21 protein-coding genes and 3 tRNA genes are annotated in these 22041 nt (G+C 51.2%); 19 read left to right on the top strand and 5 right to left on the bottom strand.

Annotated elements, in window-relative coordinates; translation table 11 throughout:
• Nucleotides 1–125 precede the first annotated feature (125 nt).
• The 4 genes from tig to JW984_08275 form a co-directional block, all read right to left on the bottom strand.
• Nucleotides 126–1448 carry a trigger factor gene (gene tig, locus JW984_08290; protein ID MBN1573177.1) on the bottom strand — a complete coding sequence of 441 codons (1323 nt, stop codon included), beginning with the start codon at nt 1446–1448 and terminating at the stop codon, nt 126–128.
• Between the two features lie 73 nt (nt 1449–1521).
• Nucleotides 1522–1607 (bottom strand) — tRNA-Leu (locus JW984_08285).
• A gap of 41 nt (nt 1608–1648) precedes the next feature.
• Nucleotides 1649–1724 (bottom strand) — tRNA-Lys (locus JW984_08280).
• 428 nt (nt 1725–2152) lie between these two features.
• The gene (locus JW984_08275; GenBank protein ID MBN1573176.1) at nt 2153–3607 is read right to left on the bottom strand and encodes a CoA-binding protein; all 1455 of its coding nucleotides are present in this window, start codon (nt 3605–3607) and stop codon (nt 2153–2155) included.
• 258 nt (nt 3608–3865) lie between these two features.
• Here JW984_08275 and JW984_08270 point away from each other — a divergent pair, with 258 nt between their 5' ends.
• From JW984_08270 to JW984_08230, 9 genes are all read left to right on the top strand, one after another.
• Nucleotides 3866–5014 carry a nucleotidyltransferase family protein gene (locus JW984_08270; GenBank protein MBN1573175.1) on the top strand — a complete coding sequence of 383 codons (1149 nt, stop codon included), beginning with the start codon at nt 3866–3868 and terminating at the stop codon, nt 5012–5014.
• Entirely contained in the window at nt 5014–5376 is a 363-nt protein-coding gene (locus tag JW984_08265; GenBank protein ID MBN1573174.1) for a PqqD family protein, read from the top strand. Before JW984_08270 ends, JW984_08265 begins: the two co-directional genes overlap by 1 nt.
• Nucleotides 5363–5641 carry a PqqD family protein gene (locus JW984_08260; protein ID MBN1573173.1) on the top strand — a complete coding sequence of 93 codons (279 nt, stop codon included), beginning with the start codon at nt 5363–5365 and terminating at the stop codon, nt 5639–5641. Before JW984_08265 ends, JW984_08260 begins: the two co-directional genes overlap by 14 nt.
• A 39-nt stretch (nt 5642–5680) precedes the next feature.
• Nucleotides 5681–6841: a radical SAM protein gene (locus JW984_08255; protein ID MBN1573172.1), complete on the top strand. Its 1161-nt coding sequence runs from the start codon at nt 5681–5683 to the stop codon at nt 6839–6841.
• Nucleotides 6828–7952 carry a radical SAM protein gene (locus JW984_08250; GenBank protein ID MBN1573171.1) on the top strand — a complete coding sequence of 375 codons (1125 nt, stop codon included), beginning with the start codon at nt 6828–6830 and terminating at the stop codon, nt 7950–7952. The genes JW984_08255 and JW984_08250 overlap by 14 nt, the downstream gene beginning before the upstream one ends.
• 41 nt (nt 7953–7993) lie before the next feature.
• The gene (locus JW984_08245) at nt 7994–9025 is read left to right on the top strand and encodes a hypothetical protein (GenBank protein ID MBN1573170.1); all 1032 of its coding nucleotides are present in this window, start codon (nt 7994–7996) and stop codon (nt 9023–9025) included.
• A 256-nt stretch (nt 9026–9281) separates the two neighbouring features.
• Entirely contained in the window at nt 9282–9539 is a 258-nt protein-coding gene (locus JW984_08240; protein MBN1573169.1) for a hypothetical protein, read from the top strand.
• A 14-nt stretch (nt 9540–9553) separates the two neighbouring features.
• Complete coding sequence (locus JW984_08235) at nt 9554–9973, top strand: signal peptidase I (GenBank protein ID MBN1573168.1); 420 nt, start codon at nt 9554–9556, stop codon at nt 9971–9973.
• Between the two features lie 21 nt (nt 9974–9994).
• Complete coding sequence (locus JW984_08230; GenBank protein MBN1573167.1) at nt 9995–11533, top strand: AMP-binding protein; 1539 nt, start codon at nt 9995–9997, stop codon at nt 11531–11533.
• 425 nt (nt 11534–11958) lie between these two features.
• Here the strand turns inward: JW984_08230 and JW984_08225 are convergent, their stop codons facing one another.
• Complete coding sequence (locus JW984_08225; GenBank protein MBN1573166.1) at nt 11959–12819, bottom strand: alpha/beta hydrolase; 861 nt, start codon at nt 12817–12819, stop codon at nt 11959–11961.
• A 271-nt stretch (nt 12820–13090) separates the two neighbouring features.
• Here JW984_08225 and JW984_08220 point away from each other — a divergent pair, with 271 nt between their 5' ends.
• The 10 genes from JW984_08220 (at nt 13091) to JW984_08175 (ending at nt 21872) form a co-directional block, all read left to right on the top strand.
• Entirely contained in the window at nt 13091–13189 is a 99-nt protein-coding gene (locus JW984_08220) for an AURKAIP1/COX24 domain-containing protein (GenBank protein MBN1573165.1), read from the top strand.
• A 758-nt stretch (nt 13190–13947) separates the two neighbouring features.
• Nucleotides 13948–14544, top strand: coding sequence for an AAA family ATPase (locus JW984_08215; GenBank protein ID MBN1573164.1), 597 nt, complete (start codon nt 13948–13950; stop codon nt 14542–14544).
• A gap of 12 nt (nt 14545–14556) precedes the next feature.
• Nucleotides 14557–15147 (top strand): YihA family ribosome biogenesis GTP-binding protein, encoded by a 591-nt coding sequence (locus JW984_08210; GenBank protein ID MBN1573163.1) that lies wholly within the window; start codon nt 14557–14559, stop codon nt 15145–15147.
• The gene (gene ispE, locus JW984_08205; protein ID MBN1573162.1) at nt 15140–16054 is read left to right on the top strand and encodes a 4-(cytidine 5'-diphospho)-2-C-methyl-D-erythritol kinase; all 915 of its coding nucleotides are present in this window, start codon (nt 15140–15142) and stop codon (nt 16052–16054) included. Before JW984_08210 ends, ispE begins: the two co-directional genes overlap by 8 nt.
• 73 nt (nt 16055–16127) lie before the next feature.
• Complete coding sequence (gene spoVG / locus JW984_08200) at nt 16128–16439, top strand: septation regulator SpoVG (GenBank protein ID MBN1573161.1); 312 nt, start codon at nt 16128–16130, stop codon at nt 16437–16439.
• Between the two features lie 541 nt (nt 16440–16980).
• Nucleotides 16981–17055: transfer RNA gene (locus JW984_08195), tRNA-Gln, on the top strand.
• 77 nt (nt 17056–17132) lie between these two features.
• Complete coding sequence (locus JW984_08190; GenBank protein ID MBN1573160.1) at nt 17133–18095, top strand: ribose-phosphate pyrophosphokinase; 963 nt, start codon at nt 17133–17135, stop codon at nt 18093–18095.
• An 82-nt stretch (nt 18096–18177) separates the two neighbouring features.
• Complete coding sequence (locus tag JW984_08185; protein ID MBN1573159.1) at nt 18178–18849, top strand: 50S ribosomal protein L25; 672 nt, start codon at nt 18178–18180, stop codon at nt 18847–18849.
• Nucleotides 18850–19066: 217 nt separating this feature from the next.
• Nucleotides 19067–19723, top strand: coding sequence for an aminoacyl-tRNA hydrolase (locus JW984_08180; protein ID MBN1573158.1), 657 nt, complete (start codon nt 19067–19069; stop codon nt 19721–19723).
• Nucleotides 19724–19781: 58 nt separating this feature from the next.
• Complete coding sequence (locus JW984_08175) at nt 19782–21872, top strand: sodium-translocating pyrophosphatase (GenBank protein MBN1573157.1); 2091 nt, start codon at nt 19782–19784, stop codon at nt 21870–21872.
• The last annotated feature ends 169 nt before the right edge of the window (nt 21873–22041 follow it).

Raw genomic sequence — 22041 nt, 5'->3', positions numbered from 1 at the left:
TCATCCCTTTAGACCTTCACCCCTTCCACACCGTTCCTCCACCTTATAAAAATTGACCACAACCCACCAACCCCACGAATTTGCCCCACCCCCCACAAAAATTGCACCAACCCCCCTGACCCCCCTTAACTTTCCTCCCCGTTACCCGCCTCCGACTTGATTTTCTTCACCTCTTTTATTTTAACAATCTTTGCGAGAAAATCAAGGGTTTTTTCCGAGCGAAGCATGTAGACCAGCTCCCCCCAGGCGTTGTTCTTGTCATAGCTCCCCTTAATATCCTCGTATTTCATCCCGGAACGCTCCGCGTCCTCCTTTAATCTCTCTTCCGCCTCCTCCCTTGTCGCCTCGATCCCCTCCGCCTTGGCTATCGCCTCGATGATGAACCTTGCCTTCACGTCGAAGACGGCCTGCGGTTTTACCATCTCCATCAGCTGTTTCGGGTCGCTCCCCATGGCGTCCAGGGACATCCCCTGGCTCCTTAGCCTCATCTCGGTGTTGCTGATGAGGTCGATGCTCCTGGACTCGACAAGGGCTTCGGGGACCTCGAAGGAATTAAGCTCTATGAGCTTTGTCATCATCCTCTTCTCAAAATCGGCCTTGATCCTCCTCTCCTCGTTTCCCGTGAGCCTCTTTCCGACATCCTCCGTCAGCTCCTTCAGCGACTCGAAACTGCCCAAATCCTTTGCAAACTCGTCGTCTATCTTGGGCACCTTCTTTATCTTTATCTCCTTTATCGTGACGTCGAACTCCACCCTCTTCCCCTTGAAGATATCCATCTTGTAATCTTCGGGGAAGCCGATCTCGAACTTAATATTATCGTCCTTCTTGTTTCCGATGATCTTTTTGTCGAACTCCTCCCCCAGAAGCTGCGCCCCTACCTCCAGTGGGTAATTATCCACCTGGCCCCCCTCTATCGCCTCTCCATTGGACGATGCCTTGAAATCGACCATCACGATATCGTCCTTTTTTACGGGGCGGATCTTCTCCTCCGTCTCCAGCGTGGCGTGGGCGTTGGCGAAATTTTCGATCACGTCGTCGATCTCCTTTTTGGAAACCGTGACCTTTTCCCTCTCTATCTCGAGATCTTTGTAGCCCGTTGCCACCACCTCCGGCATGATCTCCACGGTCGCCGTGTAGGCGAACTCCTCGTCCTCCTTCGCCCCCTTGGTATCCACCTCGGGATAGGTGATCGGGTTTATCTCCGCCTCGGAGAGGGCGCTGGGGTATGTGTTCTTGAAGAGGTTTTCCGTGGCGTCCGCCTCGACCTGCTCCTTGAACTGCTGCTTTAAAATCTTGAGGGGAACCTTCCCGGGCCTGAACCCCTTCACCTTGGCCTTCTTGCCGAGCTCCCTGTAGGTCTTGTCGAACTCCTCGTTCACCGTGTCCTTCTTAACGGTGACGGAAATTTTTTTCTTGACTGGGCTTATTTCTTCAACGCTTACCTTCATTAACGTCAGCTCCTACGAATCTGTTTGAATTACGGGGTTATTATTGCTAAAAAATGAATAAGGTGGGTTGTTTTGGTGCGAGAGGGGGGACTTGAACCCCCACGGAAATTATCCACTGGATCCTAAATCCAGCGCGTCTACCAATTCCGCCACTCTCGCTTTGTTGCGAGAGATAAGACCTTAAAAAAGAACAAAAAAAATGGTGGGCTATCTAGGGATCGAACCTAGGACCTACTGATTAAGAGTCAGTTGCTCTACCAATTGAGCTAATAGCCCACAATGCTTATAAAACTCGAAAGTATAAAGTAACATCCCCCCCCTTTTTTGTCAAGGGATTTTGTATCTTTCTCGGCTTCTTGGTTTCTATCTTGAAGGATTTGCTTAAATAGTAGATGATTTGGATTACTTCTATTTCATTTCGTTTTCAATTTTTGTGATGGCATCAAGTGCTTTGTCCCTTTCGCGAGACATATGGCACTGTTCGAAAACTTTCTAAGCCTTTTTCTGGTATATTTGTGACACCTTATAAAGAGAATAGCCCATAACACATACCAAAACAAAGACGATCGCAGTTAATAGAATTCCGTTAAAATCCATATCTTATAAAATCCAAAAAGACATTATTGAAAAAGGAGCATATTACTATCGTTTATCCAATACACAAAAACCGCTTCCGGAAAAATCCCAACGAAATTACTAAAAAATTAAAACATTCCCCTGAACCTGGCGTATCTCGTCATGGCCGCCAATGCCGCCGAGGCGCGCTCCGGCGTGGAGTAGATCGGTATCCCCATCTCGATCATCTTCGCAACGGCGGTCTCCTCCCTGCCGGTGAAAGACGCCGTCACCACTGGGATGTCTGAAGCCTTAATAATCCCGTTGAACTCCTCGATCACCTGATCTATGTACTTGTAATAGCCGAGCCGCATATCGTCATTTGCTATCCCGAGTATCTCGAACTTCTTGTCGAAGTTTTTCCCGCCGAAGACGCCGTAGAAGAGGACGGAGTCCACCTCCCCGCTCTCGATGACCATCTTCGTCACGTCGATGAACTGTTTCCTGATGTCGAAGTCCATCGTCATGTCTACCGGGTTTCCCACCTGGGCCGTGTGGATGCTTATCTCCCTGAGCCTTTTCTGAAACGGTTTCGAGAACTCCGGGACGGTAAGTCCCAGCCTCACGGCGGCGTCAACCATCGAAACCCCCGGCCCCCCCGAGTTCGTGATGACGGCAGCGCGGTTCCCCTTCGGCAGCGGCTGGAGGGAAAAGGCGTGGACGAAGTCGAAAAGCTCCTGGACGTCCTTTGCCCTTATCACCCCGGTCTGGGCGAAGACCGCGTCTATGACGCGGTCGGGGGTCGCAACGGCGCCGGTGTGGGACCTCCCGGCCCTGGAGCCAGCCTCCGTCCCGCTTACGTAGAGGGCGACCAGCGGCTTTTTCGCTGTTAAGGCGCGGGCCGCCTCGATGAACTTCTCGCCGTCGTTTATCCCCTCGATATACGCGGCGACGGCGTTCGTTTTGTCATCGTCGGCGAAATAGGCCAGGCAGTCGGCGATGTCAATATCGGTTTGGTTGCCCACGCTTATGCCGCTGGAGAGGTTTATCCCCCTCCTGTAGAAATATGGCAGCGGCTGGGTGATGTAGCTCCCGCTCTGGGAGACAAGCCCCACCCCGCCGGGGACGCCCTCGTAATAGAACATGGAGCAGTCGAGGTCGTTGTGGGTATTGATGATCCCGATGCAGTTCGGGCCGGTGAACCGGATGCCGAGCTCCCTCGCGGTATCGTGAAGCTCCCTCTCCAGCCTTGCCCCCTCCTCGCCCATCTCCCTGTATCCCGCCGTGATGACGACGGCGCTCTTTATCCCCTTCTCCGCGCACTCCTTCAGCACCTGGGGGACGATCTTGTTGGAGACAACGATAACGGCGAGCTCCACTTCCCCTGGGATGTCCACGACGCTCCGGTAGACCTTGAGCCCCAAAGCGATATCCTCCTTGGGATGAATGGGGTAGACCTTTCCCTTGTACCCGCTGGAGAGGATCGTGGCCATGAGGTTTGTGGCCGGACTCATAAAGCTGTTCGACGCCCCGACAACGGCCAGAGACTTCGCGTTCAAGATTTTCTTCAGCGCCTTGGCGCTCTCTTCAAGTTCAGTTCTCACTTTTATCACCATTAAATCGATTTCAGTTCCACTCTAACGTCTTTTTCGGATTATACTTTTATCGAGACCCCTTTGTCAATGAATGGGCGGTTTTTTTCGTAGCAACAGGGTCGTTTCTGGGAAATTACAATAAAAAACACAATTTACCTTCAGATTCTGGTAATATTGTAATATTGATATGTCGGCTCGTTTTTATAAAGATGATTTGAACCGAAATATCTCTTTTAGAAGCTTTTAGGAGCCTTTTGGAGGCAAGGGGTGGCTCGATTCTTAAGCGCTGCGGAGATTATCAGGCTCGCCCTGATAAGCCGATGGGCGGGAAAAGGGATTTCCGCGTCGCTTCCGCAAATCGACAGGCTTCCGGGAAACCTTATCCCCTTCGCCGTGGACAAGGGCTCTCTCGGGATATTGATCACGGCACTGACCGACTGGGGGCTTCTCCCCCTCCTTGCCGATGCGGAGATCAAGAGGGCCAGGACGACGCTTGCCCGCACGGAATTGTTGAACATGGCGATGAGGCGGGAGCTCGAGGCAATATTCAAAATGTTCAATGATGGGGGGGTGAGGGCGGTCCTCATCAAGGGGCACGACCTCATCAACCGTTACTACAAGGATTTCAGGATAAGGCCCTCCACAGACGCCGATATTCTAATCCACCAAAAAGATTTCGGGGCGGCGGCAGAGATATTTAAGGGGGCGGGGTACGAGCCGTTTTCGGCAGAACCCGAAGGGGAAATCCCAGCCCACTGGTCAAAAGGCTCGCTCTACATCGACCTCCACACGAAGATAATCGACGAGGGGAGGATAAGGAGCAGGGAATATCTTCCGACCCTGTCCACAGACGAGATATTCGCGTCGGCCGAAAAGATCAAAATAGGGGACGCCGATTATCTCTCCACAAACCCATACCACACGATAATAATCTCGTCCCACCACGCCCTGAAACACTCGTATCTCATGAACTACTGGTTTATGGACGTGGGAAGGGTGATCGAGTCCCTCGGCGAAGGGTTTTCCCTCGGCCTGCTTTTTGACAATGCCGGCTCCAATAAACTAATAAAGATCGTCGGGAGGATGCTCTGGATATTGACCGAGCGGTTCGGTTTTCCCCTAAACTCGGATGAAGTCTCCGGGTTTAAGCCCGGCCCGATCGAGAGGAGGCTTGTATCGGCGGCAATCGGGAGCAGGCGCTCCCTCCAATTCGGCGATATCCTCCTGGGCTTAAATATTGACAATTCAAGACAAAAGTTATATTATTATAGAGAACTGCTGTTTCCCGAGTGGAGAGTCCTATTGAGGGAAGGAGGAAGCGGCGCGGAGCACGGGAAAAGCGGTAAGATCTATTTCTCAAGAACGATTCACCTCCTAAAATCTCTCTTCGGCATCATATTTCGCAGGAAAGAGTAATGCCGCCCATTTTAAGGCAAGCGATAGACATTATCAGAAACAGAACCGCGAAAAAACCGAGGGAACCGAAACCGCCCCCGCTTAGCGGGGGAACCATTTTTAATAGAAATCCCCATATCCTTTCGGTCGATTTCAAGGGTGGGGAGAGCGTCCTCTTCGATCTGGAGAGACGAACCTCCATTCTGATCAACGAGACCGCCTCGGCGGTCTACACCGCAACGGACGGGGAGCTTGACGTTGATGGGATATCGAGGATCATAGGGGAGATGTACGGCGAGGAGTTCGAGCCTGTTTTCAAGGACGTAAAAAGGATATACGCTGAATTCTTTAAAAAGGGAGTTGTGATAAATGGGAGACGATAAAGCGCGCTGCCCCTCGATAAAGAAAGATATTGTTCTCAGGGAGGAGGACGACGGGGCCTTTCTCTTCGATCCGATACAGGACAGACTCCAGGCGCTGAACGAGACCGGCGTCTTCGTCTTCAAGGAGCTGAACGGCAAGAACAGCGTGGATGACATCGTAAAGAATGTGTTGTCCCAATACTCCGACGTCGAGTCGGGGACCGTAAAAAAGGACGTGGAAGAGTTCATCGAGCAGATCAAGACGCGAGGCTTCCTCTCAGAATGACACCTTCGCTTCAGGAGTGTAGAATGAGGGCTTTGTCCAATGGAAACAGATAATATAGAAAAGGGCGTTGCGACGTGCGAGACTTCGGACCCTGTAGACATATCATATGTCCCGAAGATACCAAAGACACCGATGTCCCTCTTTGTTTCGATCACATCGAGGTGCAACCAGGCGTGCAAGCACTGCGCCGTCTACTCGGACGACTTCAGTTACGGCCCTGACCTCACAACGGATCAGTGGCTCGATTTCATTGACGAGATAGAGAGGCTCAAGGTCTTGAGGGTAAAGATCAGCGGGGGGGAACCTTTCGTCCGGGAGGATTTCTACGATATCCTGGACGCCCTTTACGGCAAGCCCTTGAGGATTTCCCTGAACACGAACGCAACGCTGATAGACAAGGAGGGGGCCGAGAGGCTCACCAAGTACAGGAGGAAGATGGACGACATAATGGTCAGCATCGACGGGGCTACCCCAGGCTCCCATGACCTCCTGAGGGGAATCGGGGCTTTCGAGGCGGCCCTTAACGGGATCGAGCACCTTATACGATTCGGGCACGATGTCAGCGCCTACTGCACCGTAACCCGGCTCAATTTCAAAGAGCTTAGGGCCGCAGCAAAACTAGCGGGAGAGACGGGAATTTCGAGCATGAAGTTCAACTACCTGTTATACGAGGGGCGGGGCCTAAAATATATGGAGGAGCTCAAGCTAAACGCCCTTGAGGTAAAAGGGATAGTCGAGGAGTTAAAGAAGATAAGGGCGGATTACCCGTTTATCTCCGGAACTTTTTTTGAGATGGACGATATTTTCGAGGGGATAAGAAACATAAAGCAGTATGACCTTAAAGATTATGATCCGGACACCCACTTCCTCTCCGGCTGCGGCGCTTTAAGGAACCAGTGCGCCATAAGGCCCGACGGCTGGGCGGTCCCCTGCGACCGCCTCCCCGAGATCACGGCCGGAAATATCCTCAACACCCCCCTCGATATCATCTGGAGGGAGTCCGAGACCTTCGTGGAGTTCAGAAGGAGATTCTCGACGCCTGTAACAAGCCTTTCCACCTGCAAGGATTGCCGGTACGCCCCCCTGTGCACGGCCGGGTGCCCCGCCTCGGCGTATTACACTTACGGAACAATGCTCGCCAGGGATCCGTTCTGCTGTTACAAGCTTTACTCCGAGGAGCTTAAAGATGGTGTCGGATGAAAAACCGAGCTATCGATTGAATTCGGCCTATCTCTACCTAACCTCCGGCTGTAACCTCAAGTGCTCCCACTGCTGGCTGACCCCGAGCTTCGTGCCGGAGACCGAAGAGGCCCCAGAAGGGATAACGGCGGACGACGTAAGGAAAATCATCAAGGAGGGAAGGCCGATAGGCCTTTTCAATATCAAACTCACCGGTGGGGAGCCGTTTCTGAACAGGGATATATTCGAGATAATCGAGGTGGTGTCGTCGGAAGAGCTTGTGCTGGATATCGAGACAAACGGGACATTGATAGACGAAAAAACGGCGGCCTTTTTAAAGCGCAGCAACGCTTCCTCGATAAGCGTCAGCATCGACGGCTCCGACCCCCGGTTTCACGACTCCTTTAGGGGCGTTGAGGGGTCTTGGGAAGACGCGGTAAGAGGCGTCGAACATATGGTGAGCCAGGGGTTAAAGGTGCAGATCATCATGAGCCTGATTGGGGACAACTCCGGGGACATCGAGGGGGTTGTCGCCATGGCAAGGCGCCTCAACGCCGACTCGGTCAAGTTCAACCCGGTCATGCCGGTAGGGAGGGGGGAAAAGCTGACGGAGGGGGGAAAAACGATCCCGGTCGACGAGCTTATCAGGCTATCCTCATGGGCCGAGAAAGAGTTGAACGAGAAGTATCGGATCAAGACGTTTTTCACCATCCCGACGGCCTTCAAGAAGATAGACTCCTTTTTCAAGGGGAACAACGCCCAATGCCACATCCTCAACATAATCGGCGTAATCGCATCCGGGCACATATCGATCTGCGGGATAGGGAAGGAGGTGCCGGACCTTGTCATAGGGAACATCAGGGAGGACAATCTGGAAGATGTGTGGAGAAACAGCCCCGTCTTATCGGAGTTGAGGAGGATCGTGCCCGACAATATGAAGGGGATCTGCGGGATGTGCATCCTTAAGGGGTTGTGCCTCGGGTCGTGCAGGGCGAACGCCTACGTGCTTCACGGGGACCTCTCCGCCCCTGACCGCATCTGTCAGGAGGCGTACGAGATGGGCCTCTTCCCGGAGACGAGGATTATCTGGAGTGATGATGATCAAGATCGAAAATTTGGCACAAAGAAATAATTTCTAAAAGGATGTTTGTATAATAATATTGTGAAAAGAGGATGATGGGTTCGACCAACATCGACATCGGAGGCGTAAAGCTCGAAATAAAATTTACGGGGAAAGAATCGGATCGATATGCGGGGGCAATCGGTAAAATCTTCCCCGATTACCTCTCAGCCGAGGGGAATATGAATATCCCCCTCGTGGTGCGGGAACGCCCGGACGTCCCATTGGATAAGCTTTTCGGTGGAGGCGAGGCCGGGGCACTGAGGGACTATTTTCTAAAAATCGAGGGACGCTTCCCGTTCACCGAGGTCTCACCTGGCTGGAGACGGCGTAGGACCAAAACATTGTTGAGGAGCTCAAGGGGGAACGGGGCCGCTTTGGGATCGCCCTCTTTGATCCCCCTTTTAAGCAGGGACAGGATGGCCGTTTTTTATCATAACTCGTTCCTCCTGTTTGCGGACTACGAAAAACCCAAAGGCGAAGTCCTGATATTAGAGGGAGACTTCAGCGATACCGTCTCCAGTGTATCCCTGGCCGTTCAGGCGGCTGTGGGGCTGTTCGCCCCGCTGTACAATGGGATGATGCTTCACGCCTGTTCGGCGGAGATCGACGGCGGGGGTTATATCTTTTTCGGCGGGTCAGGGGCGGGAAAGAGCACCATCGCCGATCTAATGGGGAGGAAGAGGCTTCTGGCCGACGACGGATCGCTCTGCTTTAGGCGGGGGAAGGACTACTGTACGATGCCATCCCCCTTTACCCAGGTGCCAAGCAGAGAGAACAGGGGGGAGCTTATCCAGGCAAAGAGGTTTTTCTTCCTGATAAAAGATAAGGACAACTTCGTGGAAGAGGTGAAGCCAGGAGAGGCGATTCTGAGGATTATGCACAATCACATCCACTTTTTTAGATATTTTCCGGGAAAAGAGGCGAAGGAGACCTTTATATCGGTCAAGGAGATTGTGGAGCGTTTTCCCTTTTATAATCTCCACTTTACCCGTTACATAAATCCTTTGACTTTCTTCGGAGAGGGAGGATATAAAAGAGGAGATAGGCGAAAAGAATTCATGTCAATGTCCGACGATCATTGAGCCCGGCAAGGTTTGGATCTTAGCTGTCGGTCAATCGAGACGGAAGCCGCCTCTGAAGGGAGATATTCGAAAGGAGATTCGGTCGTCGGACAATACAGAATCGGCTCCGCCGCCGAGGGGAATTGCCGCAGCGGAGGGACAATTTACAGCGGATCCGGGGTGGGCGGTAATTAATAACGTGTAAAGCAAATATGGTCAGAGATTTTTTAAATAACCAAGGTATTACTTTAAAAATAACTATAGGTGAGCTATTTTTATGAAGAAGAAAATTTATGAGCCTCCGATGGTGATAGACCTCGATGTTGACAAGGCCCAAGCTCTGGGACAATCAATGTGCGGCGGCGGAAATCGGGCCTCCAGCTCATGCGGCGGCGGCGGACAGGCCACGGGAAACTGCGGCGGGGGCGGGAATCCTTATGCGGGTCAATGCTTGGATGGGAATTATAACGCCCTGGGATGCAGGGGTGGAGGTATCCCCTCCGGAGCCGGATGCGTAGGCGGCTTTAAACCATAACTTTAGGACTATTTGTGAGACCGGTAAATATCAGGTCCATCCCCTTCTGCGGCTACAGCATGTACCCGGCCTTGAGGCCCGGTGACACTCTCATCGTCAAAAAGGTAAACGGAAAGGGGGGAGACATCAAACTCGGCGACATAGTCTGCTTTTCTCAAGAGGAGAGCTACACGGCCCATCGCGTTATCAATATCATTGAAAACGAAAAAGACCTCACGGTTACAACCAAGGGGGACAACATGACCAGTCCCGATACCCCCCGAATCCTCAACGGCGACGGAATCCTCAAGGTCGTTATGATAAAACGCGGGGGCAGCGATCTTATAAAACCCGGATTCGGCCGAATCCACGCCTGTCTGAGCTCCTCCAATCTTACCTTCGGAATCGTAAAGGGGTGGATCGGGCGAGGTCTCAAGCGTTTCATAATTCGTTAGATCCCGTTCTTGAATAGAAAAATGAGTCACTCGGAACAAGAGATAGGAGTAGGAAATTTCCCAAGGATCGCCTCCGTAAAATACGGTGACAGGGAAGCGATATACTGCGTCAAGACGGGAAGGAGGTTTACCTTCGCCGAATTTAACGACCGCGTCAACGGCCTCGGCAACGGACTCCTCCAAATGGGGTTGAAAAAAGGGGACACCTGCGCCTTCCTGGTCGATAACCGGGCCGAAATATTCGAGACATACGGGGCGCTGGCAAAGATAGGTGTCATAGGCGTTCCCCTCAACTGCAGGATGGAACGGCCGCAAATGGTCAATTACATAAACCTGTCGGATGCCGAAACCGTAATCTTCTGCGAAGACTCGAGGGATCTGCTCCACAGGGCCGTCGATTCCCTCCCCAATGTCAGGCGCTATATATACGTCGGCGACCTCCTTCCCGAATTTGCCATATCCTATGAAGAATTAATATCCGGGGCGTCAAAGGGTGAGCCGGATGTTGCCGTGACGGGCCGAGACAACGAGTTCATCAACATGACATCGGGAACGACGGGACTGCCGAAACCCTTCTTTATAACCCACGGCGCCAACTTCGCGGCGCTTCCCATTTTCGCCTTCGCCCACGATGTGACCGAAAAAGACATTATCCTTACCGTCATGCCGATAACGGGGAGGTCGGGTTTCAGCTGGTGCGGGGTGGGGCTCTTCACCGGGGCGAAAAACGTGATCATTAACTTCGATCCGATAAAGATCCTCGAGGTAATCCAAGAGGAGAAGGTCACCATCACGACCTGGATCCCCATCATAGCCTCCGTCATCATGAAGCTCCCCGACCTCGACAAATACGACCTCTCCTCTCTCAGGGGCTTGGTCTTCACGGGAGGCCCCCTTTCTGAAAAACTCCTGGGGAAAATATACGAGCGTCTTTGCCCCAACGTTTACGAATACTACGGGCTTTCGGAATGCGGGTTGTTGACCAATATCGGGCCGGAGGAGAAGAGGAGAAAGCCGGGATCGGTCGGCACCCCCTACTTTGGAGCGGAGGTTAAAATCGTAAATGACGACGGCAAAGACATGTCCATCGGGGAAAACGGGGAGATTGCGACAAAGAGCATCGCCCTGACGGCCGGATACCTGAAGGACGACAAAAAAACCAGGGAGACCATTGTGGACGGCTGGTTCCACACCGGTGATATAGGCAGACTCGATGAAGACGGATTCCTTTACGTTGTGGGGAGGAGGGAGGACACGTTGACCATTGGGAACAGCAGCATCTCTTCACTGGATGTGGAAAACGTCATAAAATCGAATGAGGCGGTAATTGACTGCGCCGTGATCGTCCTCAAAGGCAAGCGGGGGGAGGAAATACTAACGGCCGTCGTGATGAGAAATCCCAGAATGGACATAACAAAAAAAGGTCTTCATCGATTCTGCTCAGAAAGACTCGATGCCATCGAGACGCCAAAGAAGTTCATCTTTACCACAAACTTACCCAGAACCCCCACGGGGAAAATCAAGAAATACCTCTTGACGGAAAAATACCAAGGCTCCTGACACCCCATAAATCTCCGCCCGCCTTCTCGACAGACGGAAAAGACGTGATGTTTTTTACACCGCCGAACTTCTTTTTAATACAGATTTATTTGCCGGGCACTTCATCCTCCCGCGTCTTCGAGACGAGGCACGGCTTTCTAAAGGTTTGATAGGAAAATGAAATGTTCGATGAAAAAAAGTTGCGACCCTACTTGAGGAATCGGGCCGGGGCAATTACAGTAGATCGATTAAACGAATCCCGTTAAGGTTTTTTTATCGCAGAACACCCTGAAAAGACACGACACAGAAACCCGACCCCCCCATGCCAACCTCTCCTTTCCCCCCTAATCTCTTCTTGTAGACTCATCTTGCCGGCCCCCCTTACCAATCCCTCCTTGTAAATCCCCCTTGCCGATCCCCAATAACTTCCTGCCCACCTACTCCCCTCATGCGTCAAATCCCATCGTCCTGAGGACCCGCTCGTTGAATAACTCCGGCTGTTCGCATACAGGGTTGTGCTCCGCCTCCGGCAACGATATGATCTCGGTGTTATCGAAGTGCTCCCTCACCTTCTGAGAAAAGGCGTCCACCGGACCGAAGGTCTTTCCCCCCTCTACGTAAAGGATGGGCACGTCCACCTTGTAGTTGTCGACATAATCGTCCCCCATTTTCTTGGAGTACCTGTAGATCGCCCGCAAAAAGCCAAGAGAGCTCCTTATACGCGTTCTCTCAAACCCCTCCCATGTATAGGGAAAATCGTCGCTTGGATCCTTTCGCTGAAGGGGAATAAAGGAGTTGAGGAAGTTAAACATCGTTATGTTCTTGAAAACGAACCAGTATATGAACGCCCCCAGCCCCGGTGTCAGGAGGGGATAGAGGTAGTTAGGGAAGTACGCGTGGATCTCGATCAAGACCATTTTAGACAAATATTTCGGATAGCGCTGGGCGAACTCCATTGCCACGTTACCACCGAGACAGTTGCCTATCAGGGTGACGTTTTTTAATCCCAGCTTGTCCATGAATTTCCTTCCGACCTCCACGAAATCCTCGACGGTAAAACCGGGCATCGGGGTGCTTCCGCCGTATCCGGGCCAGGCGGGACGATAGACGGTAAAGTACCGTCCGAAACCCTCGTGGCAAAGGCCGAAGGTGTCTTCGTGCCCTACCCAGCCGTGGAAAAAAACCAGGGGCGGCCCGGAGCCGCTGATCTTGTACGAAATAGTCAGTCCGTCAATGTCTACGGTCCTGAGCTCGTCGTTCTTTCCAGCAGTTGAGCATTTAATCTCTTTTTTCCTTCTAAATCTCATATCTTTCCAATCTGTTCAGACCTAAAAAAGCAACCAGTAAATATGATACAATATAAATAATATGTATAGTAAAAAATTTACCAGATATAAGGTGGAGTGTCAACCGATTAATTAGATAAATAGGCTAAAAATATGTCGTTTTTACATTTTTTGGGACATTCTTTGTACAAAAGGAAAATCGAAATTATTTTCAATTTTTCACAAAATTATCTTGATATATCAGTCTTAATTTGATAGAAGTTTAGATTATCTTAATTCTGGAGGTAACCGTTTGGGAAGTGTGATTAAAAAGCGCAGGAAGAAGATGAGAAAGCATAAGTATAAAAAGCTTCGCGACAAGATGCGGCACAAGCGCAGGAGGGGCAGGTAGTCCCTGCGGGCAGGAGCGGTGGTTTTTTAGACGCCGAGCTGTCCCGTATGTCCCGTCCGCCGTCTAATATCTCGATCAATAAATGGAGGGCCGGCAATATTTAGTGGGAGAACTGCAAAGTAATCTAACTAGGGAAGGTCGGTAAAGCAATCTAAAGGGAAGGGGATAGGATGTCGGGAAGACAGGCAAAGTAATAAGGGAAGCAATAAGATTTGGTGGAGACGATAAGTAACCTAACGGCGGCCGAGACGGACGGGCGGAGAAAGCAGGATTTGTAATAAGGCTAAAAACTACCTCCAAAGTGTCTTTCAGTAAATCTATTAAGAGCCGGTTTAACGGCTCTTCTTATATTGACATTAAGGGCGGATAAGCTTCTTCGTTTTCCATCACATATAGTTTTCAAGGAAACGTTTGCCGGGATTCCGGGATTCATATTATTGATTTTTGGCGGCCGAATATACAGTTCTAAAGTAGATCAAAGGCTTCAGGTTTAGAACGCTGCGGTTGTATACGGCCGCCCCCGGCGTTAAATGCTGCCCTAAATCCGGATTGTTTAGGGATTCCGGAAAGTTGATGATGAGATTAAGTCCCCGTTCCAGTTGCATGTCAACACCCCGCTCGGCCTATCCAAAAGGTTCCCGCACTTGTGCCATTCCAATATAGAGATTAATTTGAATGTTTATAGTCTGAATAAATTTTAAAGATCATTCCATGTACCTTTGAACCTATTTTCTATTTAATATTTTCATCCTAAACCGATGAAAAACATCAAAAGCCGCAAAGGGGAGCCGAGACAACACTTCCTCATTACAGGGCTCCCCGGCTCCGGAAAGACGACCCTGATCATCGATCTCATAGATAAAATCCCGGGCGAAAAATCGGGCTTTGTCACGAAAGAGGTGAGGAGCGAAGGCGAAAGGATGGGATTCGACATAATAACCGTCCCCTTCGGCGCCGGCTCGAAGAGGGTCCCGCTGGCGGTAAAGTCGAGCTTATTAAGCCCGGGAAAAGCGTCAAACATCGGTTCCGCGAGGATGGGAAGCTACACCGTCTTTCTGAAAAATGTCGAGGAGGTCGCCGTTCCCTCCATTTTGAAAGGCCTTGATTTCACGATCATAGACGAGATAGGGAAGATGGAATGCATATCGAAAAAATTCAGGAGCGCGGTCTTGGGGGCAATGGACTCCGCCGGAACGGTCGTCGCGACAATTTCCAAGAAATCGACGGGATACGATTTCATAACCGGTATAAAGCGCAGGGAAGACGTCAGGCTCTTTGAGATCACGAGGTTGAACAGGGACATCCTGCTGAACAAGATTTTGGAGGAGATGTCCAACGGCTGGCGAAAATATTAGGTTTTTTTAGCCATGAAAATCACAAAGGCGGAGTTTATCAGGGGGGCGACCGACCCGGGCGATTTTCTGAGGGGGCCGGGCGAAAGGCCGCAGGTGGCCTTCTCCGGGCGCTCCAACGTGGGGAAGTCCTCCCTGATCAACAGCATTGTGGGGAGAAAGAAGCTCGCCAGGACGTCCTCCACGCCGGGCAGGACGAGGGAGATAAACTTCTTTAACATCAATGACCGGCTCGTCTTCGTAGATCTCCCCGGCTACGGTTACGCCAAGGTCCCGGCCGGGATGAGGAGAGCGTGGCGCCCAATGGTGGAAAAATACCTCACCGGAAACGAAGCCCTAAAACTTGTCGTCGTGATTGTCGATATAAGGCGCGGGCCGGAAGAGGAGGAGCTTTCCTTTCTCCTGTGGCTCAAGGAAACCAACATCCCCTCCCTCGTCGTGGCCACCAAGGCGGACAAGGAGAAGCGCAGCAAAATAGACGGACGGCTCATCAAGATGGCCGAGACCCTCGAATGCAGGCCGGATGACATCGTTCTCTTCTCGTCTCTCAAGGGTACCGGCAAGGAGAAGCTCTGGTCAAGGATAAGGGAGGTCGTCGGTGTCTGAGATTTTAAAGTTCAAATCTCCCGCCAAGGTGAACTATTTTCTCAAGGTAGGCGAAAAACTCCCCAACGGCTATCACAAAATCGCAACGGTAATGAGCGCTATCGATATATACGACCATATCACCGTTGCCTTCGAGGGTAGTCGGATAGAGATCGAATCGGACAACACTAAAGTCCCGCAAGGCCCCTCAAACACGGTCTACAGGGCCATCGAGGCCCTCCTTAAAGAAGCAAACGTCGACATAGGTATAAAGGTAAATATACAAAAAAACATCCCCCTGGAATCTGGCCTAGGGGGGGCCAGCTCCAACGCCGCCTCGGTGATGCTCAAGCTGAACGACCATCTGAACCTCGGCTTAGGCCTAGACGAACTCCTCACCTTGGGGGTGAAAATAGGGTCGGACGTACCGTTCTTCATCTTCGGCTCCCCGGCTCTGGTCACGGGGATAGGAGAGAACCTCAAAAAGATCGAGGGCATCCCGGAGACATGGATGGTTGTCGTCAAACCGCCCGGCTCCGTTTCAACAAAATTAGCGTATAAAATGATTGATTTAGTATTGACATTTAACAAAAAAAGTATTATTATTCCGAAGTTTAATGGGACTCTTGGCGGTCTTATCGAGGGAATGGTAAACGACTTCGAGACCGTGGTGGGGGTCGAGCCGATTGTTAACGACAAAAGGAACGACCGGGATAGAGATGGGGGGGGGTATAGTGTTTATCTTCCCGAAGTGGGCCGGATCAAGAGAGAGATCGAAAGGCTCGGCTCATTAAAAGCAATGCTCACTGGCAGTGGGTCATCCGTTTTCGGCGTTTTCGGAAACCGGATCGAAGCAAAAAGGGCTTTCGAGGAGATACGTTCAAAAAATGATTGGACAGTTTTTTTGGCGCAAAATCTCTTCTACTAAGCGTTTTTTAGGAAATTTAACGGTTTTCAGCACGAAGGAACTTTTCAAGTAACACAAGGCTATGGAGGCATCAATGGAGATTACAGAGGTCAGAGTTTTCCCAGTAGGTGAAGAGAGATTAAAAGCATACGCAACCATAACGTTCGATGATTGTTTCATCATTCGAGACCTTAAGATCATCAATGGAAACAACGGACTCTTTGTGGCCATGCCGAGCAAAAAGAGAAAAGATGGAACCTTTCGGGACATCGCCCACCCCCTCAACAACAAGACCAGGGAGATGATAGAAGAAGTTGTCCTGAGAGAATATGAAAATGAGCTTGAAAAGGGGGGAGCCCCTGTAGGAGGGGAAGATACAGAGAAAAGCTTTGATGACGAATATTAGATTATTACCAAATCCGTAAATTGATCGGCCTCTTTGAGAACTGCAACACGGGACCGAAGATCCCTCGGTAAAACAGGGTGGACGGGAAGCAGGGGGGAGGGGATAAGAGAGAGGGGGAAAGGGACGTTGGGGTGAGCGTCGACAGGGGGAGGAAGGGGGAAACCCTATCGGCGGAAGGTGCTGTTTGCGGTGATTATTTATTGACGGCCTTTTACTTTTAAAGAATATCCGCCGTTGAGCCGTAAGCCTCCTCATAATTCTCGAAAAATTTGGGCAACGGCAATTTTAATGGGGCTATATCGTATTTCGTTATAGCATTTTTTACTTTTTTAAAACGGGAGACGCCTGGTAATCGATTATCTCAAAAACAGCTGCGGCACAGGGGGGAACTTGAACACTCGACCACACAAAGATTCATGGCAATGGAATGCGCCGGTTAGCCGATCATAAAAATTTTCGTGTTATCGAGGGATTCGATGTTTTATTCCGCTTCGGATCAAAAAAGAGACAGGTAGACCTGGGAGATAGAATCTTTACATCTTGGGGTGTCGACAAGCGGTAAGTCACGGGACTTTGGCTCCCGCATTCGGAGGTTCGAATCCTCCCACCCCAGCCAACTGGATAAATATAGGCCAATAACACAAGATAAAGACGGGTAAATCATAGATTAAAAAATAGCGACAGGGAATAGAGTTGAACAAGAAGATTAGGGTATTTACTGGAAATTCTAATCCGCAGATAGCCCGGGAGATATGTGATTTTCTGGGAATACCTCTGGGCAAGGCGGAGGTTGGCGCCTTTTCCGACGGCGAATGCTCGGTGGAGATACACGAGAGCGTCAGGGGAATGCAGGTCTTTGTCATACAGTCGACTTCTCCCCCGGTGAACGATAACCTCATGGAGCTCCTCGTTATGATCGACGCCTTGAAGAGGGCGTCGTCGGAAGAAATCACCGCCGTCATTCCCTACTACGGCTATGCCAGGCAGGACAAGAAGGTATTTCCGAGGGCGCCCATCACGGCAAAGCTCGTGGCGGATCTCCTTATTGCCGCCGGAACGCAGCGGGTTATCTCCATGGAGCTCCACGCGGGACAGATCCAGGGCTTTTTCAACATCCCCGTGGATCACCTTTACTCGTCCCCGGTAATGCTCGAATACCTGAAGGATAAATTCGGAAAGGATATGATAATCGTATCCCCGGACGCCGGCGGCGTTGAAAGGGCAAGGGCCTATGCCCAGAGACTCGGAGTGGGACTCGCAATAATAGACAAGCGCAGGCAGGGGCCGAACGTCGCCGAGGTGATGCATATAATCGGTGACGTAAAGAGCCGGAACGCCGTAATATTGGACGATATGGTCGATACGGCGGGAACGCTGGTCAAGGCCGCGGAGGCCCTGAAGGACAACGGCGCTAACAACGTCTACGGGGTCCTCACACACCCCGTCCTTTCGGGCCCGGCGGTGGACAGGATAAACAAATCGCCCATAGAAGAGATTATAGTCTCAAATACCATCCCCCTCAATAAAGAGGCAAAAAAATCCGGCAAAATAAAGGTGCTAAAGGTCTCAAAACTCTTCGGGGAAGCAATAAAGAGGATCCATAAACGAAAATCCGTAAGCGAGCTTTTCTATAAAAACCAAAAGCAGAAAAGATAATTAAAAAAGGACTCAATATCTATTCTTAAATATGTTGAGATGGGCTTTTAGGCCCTTATTTACTAAAAAAAGGTGACAAGAGATGGAAATTGAAAAATTGAAAATTTCAACGAGAGAATCTTCGGGGAAAGGAGCCGCCAGAAAGCTGCGGGGAAGCGGTATGGTCCCTGGAATCATTTACGGGTACAAGACCGAGCCCCTGATGATAAAAACCAACACCCACGATCTTAAAATGACCATGAAGGGTCTCGAAACCACAAACCCCTTCTTCAATATAATCGGAGAGGACGAAGGGGGAAAGAGACTCGATGGCAACATCGTCATTTTAAAGGAGCTCCAGGTTCACCCGTTGACCCGCGAATACCTCCACATCGATCTTCACAAGATCGACATGGAAAAGGAGTTGACCGCAGAGGTTCCAATACATTTCGTCGGAAAGCCGCAGGGCGTAAAGATGGGCGGGATTCTGCAGGAGATCCGGAGGCAATTGGAGATATCCGCCCTCCCTGCCGACATCCCCGAATATATAGAGGTTGATGTTTCAGAACTCAATGTTGGAGATTCCATTCACTTAGGCAACATCCAGCTTCCAAAGGGCTGCCAAACCGATACGAGCGTCAACTACACGATTGTCATTGTGGTTGCGCCCAAACTTTACGAGGAAGCCGTTGAAGAGGAGCTTGAGGCCGAGGAGGCAGCCGCCGAGGGCGAAGGGGAAGAAACGACCGAGGGTGAAGCGGAAGGAGAAGAGTAGACACTGTTGCCGCGATTTCCATCGGAGTGGCCAATTGGATTTTTTCAGGGAGTGGGCGATCCATTCGTTTGGAAGACTTGGGGCACCGTTGGAATCTCTAAAAGGTTGGAGTATTACGGCTGACCTCGATCGGATCCGATAATTCGAGAGAGAGATAGATATTTTTTGATCTTTTTTCTCGGCGATTAAACCCAAAACGTGGGTTACTTTTATAGATATGAAGGCCATCTTTGGGCTTGGAAACCCGGGCAGAGAATACAAAAAAACCAGACATAACGTCGGGTTTATGGTCGTCTCCTCCTTCGGGGAGGAGATCGGAATATCGATAAAAAAGCGAAAGTTCAACACCAAGATCGGTATAGGCAAGATCGGGGAGATTGAACGAGACAAAAGGGGCGATGGAAACGGGGGGGGTAAGGGTAATGACGGGGGAGTGAAGGGTAAAAACGGTGGGGGGAAGGATAAAGCAGGGGACGAGACGCTGCTTTTGGCCCTTCCCCAGACATATATGAACAGATCTGGGTACTCCGTATCGGCCGTCTTGGATTTCTACCGCCTCTCGCCCAAGGATATCATCGTCGTTTCCGATGATGTCGACCTTGACTTCGGGAGGATCAGGATTCGCCCGAGGGGGGGGTCCGGTGGGCACAGGGGAATGAAATCGATCATTGACGAGCTTGGCACATCGGACTTCATAAGACTTAGAATTGGAATTGGAAGGGACGATGATGAGAACACCGCCGATTTCGTTTTAGGCCGGTTCTCATCAAACGAGGCCCTTCAGCTTGAGGATATAATAGAGAGGGCGAAAGAATCCCTCTTCGTGATTCTACACGACGGAGTGGATTTTGCCATGAACAGGTTTAACGAATAGTTCAAAACCTCGGAGTGGCGGTCCACATTACTACAGTCTATTTATTGTGGAGGAAAGTATGAGTTACAAGTTGGCGTATTTTGCGCCGATAATTGGTCTCTTAGGACTCTTGACGGCACTGTTCATTTACATGTTCGTCAAGAAGCAGGACGACGGCACCGAGTTGATGCGGGACCTTGCCCAGCAGATACACGACGGAGCGATGGTGTTCTTGAAGAGAGAGTATTCGATACTCCTCATATTTCTCGCTGCCGTTGCCGTTTTATTGGGTCTCTTTGTCGATAAAAGCTGGATGACCACAATAGCCTATATCTCCGGCGCCTTTTCATCTATGTTAGCAGGCTTCTTCGGAATGAAGGCCGCCACAAGGGCAAATGTCAGGACATCTCAGGCGGCGGCAACGAGCGGCCTTGAAAAGGCCCTCACGATCTCATTCATGGGCGGCGTGGTTATGGGACTTTCGGTCGCCAGCCTCGGGCTTGTGGGCGTGGGGATCTTCTTCATAGTCTTCGGTGACCTCGAGACCGCCCAATACATCAACGGATTCGCCATGGGAGCCAGCTCCATCGCCCTCTTCGCCAGGGTCGGCGGCGGAATCTATACAAAGAGCGCCGACGTGGGCGCTGACCTCGTGGGAAAGGTCGAGGCCGGAATCCCCGAGGACGACCCGAGGAACCCCGGAGTCATCGCGGACAACGTGGGCGACAACGTGGGTGACATAGCCGGTATGGGCGCCGATATCTTCGAGTCCTATGTTGGGGCGATAATCGCCACCATCGCCATCGGCGCGACAGCTTCAATAGCCACGCTCCAGAGCGTCTTAAACGCCGGAATAGATGTAAATGAAGAAACCGCTACATTTCTTAAACAGGGCCTGATGGCGCTTCCCCTTGTGGTTGTGGCATTAGGTCTTCTCTGCTCGCTGGTGGGAATATTTTCCGTCAAGATATTCAGGAAAATCGGCCCGGCCGAAACACTGAGATACTCGACGTTCCTCGCCGCAGGTCTCTTCCTGATTGGTAACTACTTCGTAGCCAACGCCTTCGGAAGCAACGGCGCCTTTGTCGCAATCCTCTCGGGAACCTTCGCGGGTATCCTGATCGGGCTTGTTACGGAATGGTACACGTCGGAAAACACCTGGTTTACGAAGAATGTCCCCGTAATCCGTGTTGCGGAGGCCTCCCAAACGGGACCGGCGACAAACATCATCACGGGCCTCGCCTTGGGGATGGAGTCCACCATAATCCCGATCATTATCATCGTCGTCGCAACGCTCTTCTCATACAAGTTCGCCGGCATATACGGAATCGGCATCGCAGCCGTGGGTATGCTGGGAACAGTGGGAATTACAATGAGCGTTGACGCCTATGGTCCCGCCGCCGATAACGCCGGAGGAATCACCGAGATGGCGGGCCTTGGAAAGAACGTTCGGGAGATTACCGACAGCCTCGACGCATTGGGCAACACCACAGCGGCACTCGGCAAGGGCTTCGCGATCGGATCGGCCGCTTTGACGGCGCTTGCCCTCTTTACCGCCTACACCCAAACCGCAATGATCGATGTCGTAAATCTGATCCACCCGTTTGTCGTGGTAGGAATATTGATCGGGGCCAGTATACCCTTCTTCCTCGGCGCCAAGACCATGACCGCGGTCGGAAAGGCCGCCATGAGCATGGTCGAGGAGATCAGACGCCAGTTTCGTGAGATACCGGGGATCATGGAAGGTAAAGGGAAACCGGACCCCAGCCGCTGCGTGGACATCGCCACAAGGGCATCCCTCAAGTACATGATCGTTCCCGGGCTTGCGGCCGTAATCATGCCGCCCCTTGTTGGATTTCTCCTTGGCAAAGAGGCCCTTGGAGGAATGCTTGCCGGAGCGACCGCCACGGGCGTCCTCATGGCGCTCTTCATGGCGAACGGCGGAGCCATCTGGGATAACGGCAAAAAGTATATCGAGCAGGGACATTTCGGAGGCAAAGGCTCTGGTCCCCACAAGGCGGCCGTCGTTGGCGATACCGTAGGCGACCCCTTCAAGGATACATCGGGCCCCTCAATGAACATCCTGATAAAGCTGATGAGCGTTGTGTCCCTTGTCATCGCTCCTGCCCTCGTAAAATTCGGCGAAGGCGTCCTGGAGAAGTTCTTTTAGGACTTAAATCAAAGCCTTGAAAAAAGGGGGGAAGAGCCATTCTTCCTCCCTTTTTTTATTTATAATCCCGTTAATTCAAGTCTTCCTCCCCATACTTTCTTGACAAAAAACATGGCTAAATGTTACTATGGCACAAATGATGTTTCGCGTGCCCCTTCAATTGTTCTCT

It is taken from the genome of Candidatus Zymogenus saltonus (assembly GCA_016929395.1).
GTDB classification, from domain to species: domain Bacteria; phylum Desulfobacterota; class Zymogenia; order Zymogenales; family Zymogenaceae; genus Zymogenus; species Zymogenus saltonus.
Note: the sequence above shows the minus strand (reverse complement) of the source record. Positions and strands in the feature narration are given on the sequence as shown.